Source organism: Streptomyces sp. NPDC055749 (assembly GCF_053617235.1).
On the sequence record NZ_JBSHFH010000014.1, the window covers coordinates 160,354 to 170,403 of the forward strand.

The 10,050-nt window shown below is 70.4% G+C and carries 8 protein-coding genes, 1 tRNA gene and 1 pseudogene; 8 read left to right on the plus strand and 2 right to left on the minus strand.

Annotated features, from left to right (window positions below; translation table 11 throughout):
* The first annotated feature begins 83 nt into the window (after positions 1-83).
* The 4 genes and pseudogenes from ACWGO0_RS13790 (at position 84) to ACWGO0_RS13805 (ending at position 5,138) form a co-directional block, all read left to right on the plus strand.
* Positions 84-1,600 (plus strand): annotated as a pseudogene (locus tag ACWGO0_RS13790) (APC family permease).
* A 56-nt stretch (positions 1,601-1,656) separates the two neighbouring features.
* Entirely contained in the window at positions 1,657-3,306 is a 1,650-nt protein-coding gene (locus tag ACWGO0_RS13795) for an amidohydrolase (protein WP_453532927.1), read from the plus strand.
* 117 nt (positions 3,307-3,423) lie between these two features.
* Positions 3,424-4,509 (plus strand): S-(hydroxymethyl)mycothiol dehydrogenase, encoded by a 1,086-nt coding sequence (locus tag ACWGO0_RS13800; protein ID WP_453532930.1) that lies wholly within the window; start codon positions 3,424-3,426, stop codon positions 4,507-4,509.
* Entirely contained in the window at positions 4,509-5,138 is a 630-nt protein-coding gene (locus ACWGO0_RS13805; protein WP_453532933.1) for an MBL fold metallo-hydrolase, read from the plus strand. Before ACWGO0_RS13800 ends, ACWGO0_RS13805 begins: the two co-directional genes overlap by 1 nt.
* Positions 5,139-5,141: 3 nt before the next feature.
* Here the strand turns inward: ACWGO0_RS13805 and ACWGO0_RS13810 are convergent, their stop codons facing one another.
* A complete protein-coding gene (locus tag ACWGO0_RS13810; protein ID WP_453532936.1) occupies positions 5,142-6,077 on the minus strand; it encodes an RluA family pseudouridine synthase in 936 nt (311 codons plus the stop codon).
* A 125-nt stretch (positions 6,078-6,202) separates the two neighbouring features.
* Between ACWGO0_RS13810 and ACWGO0_RS13815 the strand changes: the two genes are divergently transcribed.
* Positions 6,203-7,042 carry a pectate lyase gene (locus ACWGO0_RS13815; protein WP_453532939.1) on the plus strand — a complete coding sequence of 280 codons (840 nt, stop codon included), beginning with the start codon at positions 6,203-6,205 and terminating at the stop codon, positions 7,040-7,042.
* Positions 7,043-7,088: 46 nt separating this feature from the next.
* On the opposite strand, the gene ACWGO0_RS13820 is transcribed toward ACWGO0_RS13815, so the two are convergent.
* Positions 7,089-7,176 (minus strand) — tRNA-Leu (locus ACWGO0_RS13820).
* Between the two features lie 144 nt (positions 7,177-7,320).
* Between ACWGO0_RS13820 and ACWGO0_RS13825 the strand changes: the two genes are divergently transcribed.
* From ACWGO0_RS13825 to ACWGO0_RS13835, 3 genes are all read left to right on the plus strand, one after another.
* On the plus strand, positions 7,321-8,685 hold the full coding sequence (locus ACWGO0_RS13825) for a M20/M25/M40 family metallo-hydrolase (RefSeq protein WP_453532941.1): 1,365 nt from the start codon (positions 7,321-7,323) through the stop codon (positions 8,683-8,685).
* 142 nt (positions 8,686-8,827) lie between these two features.
* On the plus strand, positions 8,828-9,061 hold the full coding sequence (gene chpH, locus ACWGO0_RS13830) for a chaplin ChpH (protein ID WP_362840617.1): 234 nt from the start codon (positions 8,828-8,830) through the stop codon (positions 9,059-9,061).
* 139 nt (positions 9,062-9,200) lie between these two features.
* Positions 9,201-9,989 carry a chaplin gene (locus tag ACWGO0_RS13835; protein ID WP_453532945.1) on the plus strand — a complete coding sequence of 263 codons (789 nt, stop codon included), beginning with the start codon at positions 9,201-9,203 and terminating at the stop codon, positions 9,987-9,989.
* The last annotated feature ends 61 nt before the right edge of the window (positions 9,990-10,050 follow it).

A 10,050-nucleotide genomic window follows, 5' to 3' on the forward strand; every position in this document is an offset into this window, starting at 1 on the left:
ACAGCGTTGACGTGTGAACCCGTCGCGGAGTTCGATATGCCGCCATCGGGGCCCGCACGGCGCCCCACGGCGAAGGAGCGACTGTGACCGCCTCAAGAACCTCGTACGGCAGCGACCCACCGGCCCCGCAGGCCCCACCGGCCCTGAAGCGGAGCCTCGGTGTCGTCGACGGTGTGGCCATCGCCGCCTCCTCCACGGCGGCCACCACCAGCATCGGCATCGGCCTCGGTGTCACCGCGGGCGTCGTCGGCCTGCATCTGCCGATCATCATGCTCCTAGGGTTCCTGCCGATCCTTGCCATCGCGAGCGCGTACTCCCGGCTCAACAGGGTCGAGCCGAACATGGGCAGCGGTTTTACGTCTGGGTGGGCCGCTCCCTCAGCCCCTGGCTGGGCTTCCTCGTCGGCTGGATCGGCATCGTCGCCACGGTCGTCTTCCTCTCGTACACCACGACCGTCACCGGCTCCGCCCTCCTCCAACTCGCGGGCGAGGCAGGCCTGCACGAGCTCGCCGGCCTCCGCCTCGACCCCGACTCCACGGCCCAGGCGACCGCCCTCGGTATCGTCGTCCTGGTGGCGGTCACCTTCACCGCGGTCACCGGCCTCCGGTCCGCCGCCAACTTCCAGAAGTACCTGCTGGTCTTCGAGTACGTCGTACTCCTCGGCTTCTGCGGTTACGGACTCCTCTTCGGCCCGCACCCCTTCAGCCTCGACTGGCTCAACCCCTTCACCATCCCGTCGGGACAGCAGCTCGCCCAGGGACTCCTGCTCTCCGTCTTCTGTTACTGGGGCTTCGAGTCCACGTTCAGCGTCACCGAGGAGGTCCGCGACCCCGAGGACGCCTCCCGGGCCGGATTCATCACCCTCTTCACCATGCTCGGCCTCTTCCTGCTCGGCTCCTTCGCCTTCCAGCGCGTGCTCTCGCTCGACGAGTTGTCCGCCCACGGCGCCCAGGGCCTCACCTACTTCGGCGACCGGCTCGCGGACCAGCCCCTCGCCGCGCTCCCGCTGATCGCCCTCACGCTCTCCGCCGTCGCCTCCCTCCAGTCGGGAGTGATCCCCACCGTCCGCGGCATGTTCGCGATGGGCCGCGACCGTACGCTCGGCCCGCTCTGGACCAAGGTCAGCCCCCGTTACGGGACTCCGGCGGCCGGGACCGTCGCCATCGGCTGCGTCGCCGCCGCGCTGGCCGTCCTCTCCCTGGTCATCCCGAAGGTCGGCGACGTCATCCTCGCCTCGGTCAACGCGATCGGCGTCGTCGTCTCCCTCTACTACGCGCTGACCGCCCTGGCAGCCGCCACCCGCTTCCGCGGCGCGCTGCGAGAAAGCTGGTCCGAGGCTCTGCGGGCCGTGGTCCTCCCCGTCCTCAGCGCGCTCTTCCTGCTCGGCCTCGGCGGCTACCTGTGCTGGACCTTCTACACATCCGCCGACCACTTCGAAATCAGCCCGGACAACGGCTGGTTCATGCTCTTCTGCCCGGCCGCCATGGTGCTGACCGGCGTGGTCGCTGCGGCCTGGGCCAAGTGGGTAAGAAAGTCTCCGTACTTCATCACGGGGCGCTCCATCGCACCGGCCGACCCGCATATGGCCGAAGCGGCCTGACGGTCAGGGCCTGTCCCCACACCACCACCCTCGCAAGGAACGGAACGCAACCAGCCATGCACCACGCACCCGCCGACCTCGTCCTCACCGGCGGCCCCGTCCTCACCATGGACGCGGCCCGCACCTGCGCCACCACCCTCGCCGTCACCGGCGACCGCATCACCGCCGTCGGCCACGACGAGGTCCGCGAGCTCATCGGCCCGAAGACCGAGGTCGTCGATCTCGCCGGACGGCTGCTCGTCCCGGGCTTCCAGGACGCTCACATCCACCCGGTCGTCGCCGGTCTCGAACTCGCCCAGTGCGACCTGACGGAATGCCTTACGGCAGCGGCCACCCTCGCCGCCGTGCACACCTACGCCACCGCCCACCCCGACCAGGAATGGATCACCGGCGGCGGCTGGTCCATGGAGGCCTTCGAGGGCGGCGCACCCACCCGGGACCTCCTCGACACCGTCGTACCCGACCGCCCCGTCTACCTGGTCAACCGCGACCACCACGGCGCCTGGGTCAACACCCGGGCCCTGGAACTCGCCGGCATCGCCCGGGACACCCCCGAACCCGCCGACGGACGCATCGAGCGCGACGACCGGGGCGAGCCCACCGGCCTCCTCCAGGAGGGCGCCATGGACCTGGTCGCCCGCCTCACCCCCCGGTCCACCCCCGCCGACCGCCTCGCCGCCCTGCTGCGCGCCCAGCGGATTCTCCACGCGTACGGCATCACCGCCTGGCAGGACGCCCTCGTGGGCTCCTTCGGCGCCATGGACGATCCCGCCGACGCCTATCTCGCCGCCGCCCGCGACGGTTCGCTCACCGCCCGGGTAGTCGGCGCCCTCTGGTGGGACCGCGACCGGGGTGCCGAGCAGATACCCGAACTGGTCGCCAGGCGGGCCGAGCTGAGCACAGGACCCTTCCGGGCCGGGTCCGTGAAGATCATGCAGGACGGCGTCGCCGAAACCGGCACCGCCGCACTCCTCACCCCGTACCTCGATGCCTGCGGCTGCGCCACCACGAACACCGGCACCAGCTTCGTCGACCCGGTGGCACTGCGCGGGTACGTCACCGAACTGGACGCCCTCGGCTTCCAGGCCCACTTCCACGCACTCGGCGACCGCGCGGTCCGCGAGGCCCTGGACGCCATCCAGGCCGCACGCACCGCCAACGGCCGTACCGACACCCGCCCCCACCTCGCCCACCTCCAGGTCGTCCACCCCGACGACATCCCCCGGTTCCGCGAGCTGGGTGCCACGGCCAACATCCAGCCGCTGTGGGCCGCCCACGAACCGCAGATGGACGAGCTGACCATCCCCTTCCTCGGCGCCGAGCGGGCCGCCCTGCAATATCCGTTCGGCGCACTCCTGCGGTCGGGCGCCACCGTCGCCGCGGGCAGCGACTGGCCGGTCAGCAGCGCCGACCCACTGCACGGCATCCACACGGCGGTCAACCGGACCGCGCCCGATTCCGATGGGGACGGCCCGGTCTTCCTGCCCGCGGAGCGGATCTCGCTGACCGCCGCCATCGCCGCGTACACGGCGGGCTCGGCCTATGTGAACCACCTCGACGACACCGGCTCCCTGCGCGCCGGGGCCCTCGCCGACCTGGTGGTCCTGGACCGTGACCCGTACGCGGGCCCGGCCGGGGAGATCGGCGCCACGCGTGTCCTGCGGACCTACGTGGGCGGCCGGAAGGTCCACGACTCCGAGGACTGAGCACGACGCGCGGCCCCCGCGGAACGGCGCACACCGCGGGGGCCGGCGGTACATTCCCCTGGGCGTACGGTTGTCCGTGATCGATCTTCACAACGTCGGAGACAGGGAGACCACGGTATGGCGCAGCAGGTGCAAGGGGTCATCGCACCGGGGAAGAACGAGCCGGTACGGGTCGAGACCATCGTGATCCCGGACCCCGGTCCCGGCGAGGCCGTGGTGAAGATCCAGGCGTGCGGCGTCTGCCACACCGACCTGCACTACAAGCAGGGCGGCATCAACGACGACTTCCCGTTCCTGCTCGGCCACGAGGCGGCCGGGATCGTCGAGTCCGTCGGCGAGGGCGTCACGGACGTCGAGCCCGGTGACTTCGTCGTCCTCAACTGGCGGGCCGTGTGCGGCCAGTGCCGTGCCTGTCTGCGCGGCAGGCCCTGGTACTGCTTCGACACCCACAACGCCACACAGAAGATGACGCTGCTCGACGGTACGGAGCTGTCGCCCGCGCTCGGTATCGGCGCGTTCGCCGAGAAGACGCTCGTCGCCGCCGGGCAGTGCACCAAGGTCGACCCGAAGGTCTCCCCGGCCGTCGCCGGGCTCCTCGGCTGCGGCGTCATGGCGGGCATCGGCGCGGCGATCAACACCGGCCAGGTCGGCCGCGGCGACTCGGTCGCCGTGATCGGCTGCGGCGGTGTCGGTGACGCGGCGATCGCCGGTGCGCGGCTCGCGGGCGCGGCGAAGATCATCGCGGTCGACATCGACGACCGGAAGCTGGAGACGGCGAAGACGATGGGCGCCACGCACACCGTCAACTCCCGCTCCACCGACCCGGTCGAGGCGATCCGCGCCCTGACCGGTGGCAACGGCGCGGACGTCGTCATCGAGGCGGTCGGCCGCCCGGAGACGTACAAGCAGGCGTTCTACGCCCGCGACCTCGCCGGCACGGTCGTCCTCGTCGGCGTCCCCACCCCCGAGATGCAGCTCGAACTCCCGCTCATCGATGTGTTCGGCCGCGGCGGTTCGCTCAAGTCCTCCTGGTACGGGGACTGCCTGCCCTCACGCGACTTCCCGATGCTCATCGACCTGCACCAGCAGGGCCGCATCGACCTCGGCGCGTTCGTCACCGAGACCATCGGCCTCGGTGACATCGAGGAGGCGTTCGCCCGGATGCACGACGGCGACGTCCTCCGCTCGGTGGTGGTCTTCTGATGACCGCGCGCATCGACCACCTGGTCACCTCCGGCACCTTCGCGCTCGACGGCGGCGAGTGGGACGTCGACAACAACGTCTGGATCGTCGGCGACGACACCGAGGCCGTCGTCATCGACGCCGCCCACGACGCGGCGGCCATCGAGGCGGCACTCGACGGCCGTACGCTGCGGGCGATCATCTGCACCCACGCCCACAACGACCACATCGACGCGGCCCCGGCCCTCGCCGCCGCCACCGGCGCACCGATCCTGCTGCACCCCGACGACCTGCCGCTGTGGAAGCAGACCCACCCGGACCGCGCACCCGACGGCGAACTCGCCGACGGCCAGGAGCTGGAGATCGCGGGCATCCGCCTCCAGATCCTGCACACCCCCGGCCACGCGCCGGGCGCGGTCTGCCTCTACGCCCCCGAGCTGGGTACCGTCTTCACAGGTGACACGCTCTTCCAGGGCGGTCCCGGCGCCACCGGCCGTTCGTTCTCCGACTTCCCGACGATCGTCGCCTTGATCCGGGACCGGCTGCTCTCCCTGCCCGGGGAGACCACCGTCCGCACCGGACACGGCGACCCCACCACCATCGGCACGGAGGCCCCGCACCTCCAGGAGTGGATCACCCGCGGCCACTGAGGCTCACCGGTCCGGCCACTCGGAAAGCCGCAGCCCGCTCTCGAAGCGGCGCGGCTCTCCCGTGACCGGATCGGTGAACTCCAGCACCCGGGCCAGCAGTTGGAGAGGCCGCGCGTAGTCGTCGCCACCGCTCTCCTCGTCCACCACCACCGGATAGACCGGGTCGTGGACGAGCGGCAGCCCCAGGGCGTTCATATGGACCCGCAGCTGATGGGTCCGCCCGGTCGCGGGCAGCAGCCGGTAGCGCCCGAACCCCTCCCGGTGCTCCAGCAGCTCGATGCGGCTCTCACTGTTCGCCTCACCCGGCTCCTCACGGGCGGCCATCACTCCCCGTTCCTTCACGATCCGGCTGCGCACGGTGCGGGGGAAGTCCAGAAGCGGGTCGTACGGGGCCACCGCCTCGTACTCCTTGCGCACGAGCCGGTCCCGGAACAGCGTCTGGTACGCGCCCCGCTCCTCGGGCCGTACGACGAACAGGACGAGGCCAGCGGTCAGCCGGTCCAGCCGGTGCGCGGGCTGCAGGCGCTCGATGCCCAGCTCGCGGCGCAGCCGGGCGACCGCCGTCTCGGTGACGTGGCGCCCGCGCGGGGTGGTGGCGAGGAAGTGCGGCTTGTCGGCGACGACGAGATGAGCGTCCCGGTACACCACGCCCACGGGGAACGGCACCGGCTGCTCCGCCGCGAAGTCCCGGTGGAACCAGATGAAACGGCCGGTCGTGTACGGCTCGTCGGGTCCCACCGCGACGCCGTCTGCACCGACGAACCGCCCCTCGGCGAACATCGCGTCCACCCGCTCCGCCCCGATCGCGGCCCCGAACCGCACCAGCAGATGATCCCGGACCGTGCCCCGGCCGGCCTCGCGGTCCTCCGGCAGCCGGATCCGCACCGGATCGATGCCGTCCCGCTGAGGCAGCGGGGCTGCGGGCGGCTTCGAACGCACTGGTCGGTCCCTCTCGTGGGCGGGGTGTGACTTCGGCCCATCATCTCAATCCCGGCGGCAACCTTGTGCGCGGCGGCGGCGACCAGTGAAGGAGAGCTCACCCCCACACCCGAGGAACGGACCCCATGAGTCAACCGAGTCGACGATCCGAACTGCGCAAGTCGAACAACAGGCGCCGGACGCGCCGCCGTGGCATCGCCGCGCTGACCGCCGCGGTCGCAATGACCGGCGCCGCGCTCGCCACCAACATCATGCTGTCGCCGGCCGGCGCGGCCACCGCCTGGCCGACCCCCGAGGGCCGGCAGGCGGTGCCCGCCACGATCGAGGTGTCCGGCACCTACGACGGCGGCCTCAAGCGCTTCTACGGCAGCGGAGAGCTGGGCGGCGACGGCCAGGACGAGGGCCAGGACCCGGTGTTCCGGCTGAAGGACGGCGCGGTCCTGAAGAACGTCGTCCTCGGCTCCCCGGCCGCGGACGGTATCCACTGCGCGGGCAGCTGCACGCTCCAGAACGTCTGGTGGGAGGACGTCGGCGAGGACGCCGCGACCTTCAAGGGCAAGTCCGCCGGCTCCGTCTACACGGTGTACGGCGGCGGCGCCAGGAAGGCGTCCGACAAGGTCTTCCAGTTCAACGGAGCCGGCAAGCTCGTCGTCACCAAGTTCCAGGTGTCCGACTTCGGCAAGCTCGTCCGCTCCTGCGGGAACTGCTCGACGCAGTACAAGCGGACGATCATCGTGAACGACGTCGACATCACCGCACCCGGCAAGTCGATCGTCGGCATCAACACCAACTACGGTGACACCGCCGCGCTGCGCAACATCCGCGTCCACGGGGACAGCGGCAGGAAGATCGCCACCTGTGACCGGTTCACCGGCAACAGCACGGGCGCCGAGCCGCCGAAGACGGGCACCGGCCCCGATGGCACCTACTGCCGCTTCACGGCCTCGGACATCAGCTACCAGTAGCCACAGCCGTAAAACAAAAGGACCCCAGTTGAACTGGGGTCCTTGCTGGTGTCCGAGGGGGGACTTGAACCCCCACGCCCGATAAAGGGCACTAGCACCTCAAGCTAGCGCGTCTGCCATTCCGCCACCCGGACAAGGTGTCTGTCTCGCGGGCCCGGCCCGTTCCGACGTGGAAAACCATAGCAAACATTCGGGGGTGCTCGATCACGCCAGGTGCGGTGTGAAGGGTGGATGACAGGAGGCGGGCGCCCTTGGGCACGCGGCGCGGGCGCGGGAGGATGAGGGGGAGCACCACAGCGACAGTGGAAGGAAGCAGCGTGAGCGAGACCAACACGGCGCGGACCGTCTCCGGCGAGGACGAGGTCGTGGACCTCTGCCGTGACCTGATCCGGATCGACACCAGCAACTACGGGGACCACTCGGGACCGGGGGAGCGGCTCGCCGCCGAGTACGTCGCGGAGAAGCTCGCCGAGGTCGGGCTCGAACCGCAGATCTTCGAATCCCACAAGGGCCGCGCCTCCACCGTGGCCCGGATCGCGGGCGAGGACCGGTCCAGGCCCGCGCTGCTGATCCACGGGCACACTGATGTGGTCCCGGCCAACGCGGCCGACTGGACGCACGACCCGTTCTCCGGCGAGATCGCGGACGGCTGCGTATGGGGCCGCGGCGCGGTCGACATGAAGGACATGGACGCGATGACCCTCGCGGTCGTCCGTGACCGCATGCGCAGTGGCCGCAAGCCGCCGCGGGACATCGTGCTCGCCTTCCTCGCGGACGAGGAGGCGGGCGGCACCTACGGGGCCCGGTTCCTGGTCGACAAGCACCCCGGGCTGTTCGAGGGCGTCACGGAGGCCATCAGCGAGGTCGGCGGGTTCTCGTTCACCGTCAACGAGAATCTGCGGCTCTACCTCGTGGAGACGGCACAGAAGGGCATGCACTGGATGAAGCTGACCGTGGACGGCACCGCCGGCCACGGTTCGATGATCCACAAGGACAACGCCATCACAGAGCTCTGCGAGGCCGTCGGACGCCTCGGCCGGCACAAGTTCCCCGTGCGGGTGACCAAGACCCTGCGGCACTTCCTGGACGAGCTCTCGGACGCACTGGGCACCGAGCTCGACCCCGAGAACATGGACGAGACGCTCGCCAAGCTGGGCGGCATCTCCAAGCTCATCGGGGCTTCGCTCCAGAACACCGCCAACCCGACCCAGCTCGGTGCGGGCTACAAGGTCAACGTCATTCCGGGACAGGCGACCGCGCATGTGGACGGGCGGTACCTGCCGGGGTACGAGGAGGAGTTCCTCGCCGACCTGGACCGGATCCTCGGCCCCAACGTGAAGCGCGAGGACGTGCACGCGGACAAGGCGCTGGAGACCACCTTCGACGGCGCCCTCGTCGACGCGATGCAGACGGCGCTGGTGGCGGAGGACCCGATCGCTCGCGCCGTGCCGTACATGCTCTCGGCGGGAACCGACGCGAAGTCCTTCGACGACCTGGGCATCCGGGGCTTCGGGTTCGCTCCGCTGAAGCTGCCGCCTGAGCTCGACTTCGCGGGGATGTTCCACGGCGTGGACGAGCGCGTTCCGGTCGACGGCCTGAAGTTCGGCGTGCGCGTGCTCGACCGTTTCATCGACAACTCCTGAAGATCCGACCGGAGATTCGCCCGCGTGTGCGTACATAACCAGAAAGAGTGAAAGCGGTCGGTCGCTCGTAGCCCCACCACCCACTCCTCGTTACAAGTGATGCGGTCCGCGGCTGGGACCGCATTGCCAACTAGGAGGAATAATGATCAAGAAGGTTGCCGCCATCGCGGCTGCTACCGGTGGACTCGTGCTCGCTGGTGCGGGCATGGCCACGGCTGACTCGGGCGCCCAGGGTGCTGCCATCGGCAGCCCCGGCGTGCTCTCGGGCAACGTCGTTCAGGTCCCCGTCCACGTCCCGGTGAACGTGTGTGGAAACACCGTCTCCGTGATCGGGCTGCTGAACCCCGCCTTCGGCAACACCTGCGTCAACGCGTGACGTTGATCGTCAACCCGTAAGGGTTTGAGCTCGGTCGGCCCCGGAGTGCGCGCCATGCACTCCGGGGCCGCTGGGCATTCGGCCCTCGCGCGGTCGCGTCCGGGGGTATTTCGGAAGGCAAAAGGCAGGAAACGAACCTATGCGACAGGTCACACGTAAGGGCCTGATCACCATGGCAGCGGCGGGCGGAGTGCTCGCGCTGAGTGGCGGTTACGCACACGCCGACGCGGGAGCGGCCGGCTCCGCGTCGAATTCTCCGGGGGTGTTGTCAGGGAATTCCGTCCAGGTCCCGATCGACGTACCGGTCAATGTGTGCGGCAACTCGGTCAGCGTCGTCGGACTGCTCAACCCGGCAACCGGAAACGACTGCGGCAACGGATCGGCCGACACGCGGCAGGACTCCGGGTCCGGAGCGCACGGCAGTGCCCCCGGCGGCCCCGCGTCGGGTGGATCCACCGCCCACGAGAACGGCCAGGCCGCGGGGAGCGCCCCCGGTACGGGCAAGCACCGCGCCCCCGAGGCCACGGCCGGCGGAGAGGCCAAGGGCTCGCCGGGCATCGGCTCCGGGAACCACGTCGCGATCCCGGTCAACATCCCCGTGAACGTCTGCGGCAACAGCGTCACCATCGGTGGACTGCTCAACCCGGTCTTCGGCAACGACTGCGCCAACGACTCCGAGGTCGGCCCGCCGGCCGAGCAGCCGGAGACTCCCGGCACCCCGGGCAAGCCGGCCGAACCGGTCGATCCGGCGCACCCGCCCGTGTACGGGCCCTCCGAGCCCAACGCTCCGGAGACCCAGATCGTCTCGGACGAGCAGCTCGCCCAGACCGGCGCGGGAGGCCTCGACCTGCTGATCCCGGCGAGCGCGGGCCTGCTGCTCGCGGGCGCGGGCACGGTGCTCTACCGCCGCTCCCGCAGCGCCGCGTAACGGCACGACCACACCTGCGTACGAGTACGAGAAGGAGCGGGCCGCGCGACTCCCCGCGGCC